Annotated in this window: 1 protein-coding gene; it reads left to right on the forward strand. The window is 69.8% G+C overall.

Annotated features, from left to right (window positions below):
• Positions 1-562 (forward strand): NAD(P)/FAD-dependent oxidoreductase (locus tag OMK64_RS21535; protein ID WP_272730167.1); only part of this gene is annotated, 562 nt, incomplete at both ends.

Consider the following 562-nt stretch of genomic DNA (forward strand, 5'->3'; position numbering starts at 1 on the left):
GGATCCAGGGCCCCGAGCTCATGGACGCCCTGCAGAAGCAGGCCGAGAAGTTCGGTGCCGAGGTGCTCTGGGACGACGCCGTCGCGCTCTCGCTCGAGGGCGAGGTCAAGACGGTCACCGTCTCCGGAGGCGAGACCTACGCCGCGCGCGCCGTGATCCTGTCCACCGGCTCGGCCTACCGTGAGCTCGGTCTCGACGACGAGAAGCGCCTGTCCGGTCGTGGCGTGTCGTGGTGCGCGACCTGTGACGGGTTCTTCTTCCGTGACCAGGAGATCATCGTCGTCGGCGGTGGCGACTCCGCGGTCGAGGAGGCGACCTTCCTGACCCGGTTCGGCAAGCGTGTCACGCTCGTGCACCGCCGCGACCAGCTGCGCGCGTCGAAGATCATGGCCGACCGCGCCGCGGCCGACCCGAAGATCGAGTTCGCGTGGAACTCCGAGGTCGTCGCCATCCACGGCGAGGACAAGGTCACCGGCGTGACCCTGCGCGACACCGTCACCGGGCAGACGCGCGAGCATCCCGCGACCGGCGTGTTCGTCGCGATCGGTCACGTGCCGCGCAC

This window comes from Cellulomonas fimi, from assembly GCF_028527925.1.
Lineage (GTDB): Bacteria > Actinomycetota > Actinomycetes > Actinomycetales > Cellulomonadaceae > Cellulomonas > Cellulomonas fimi_C.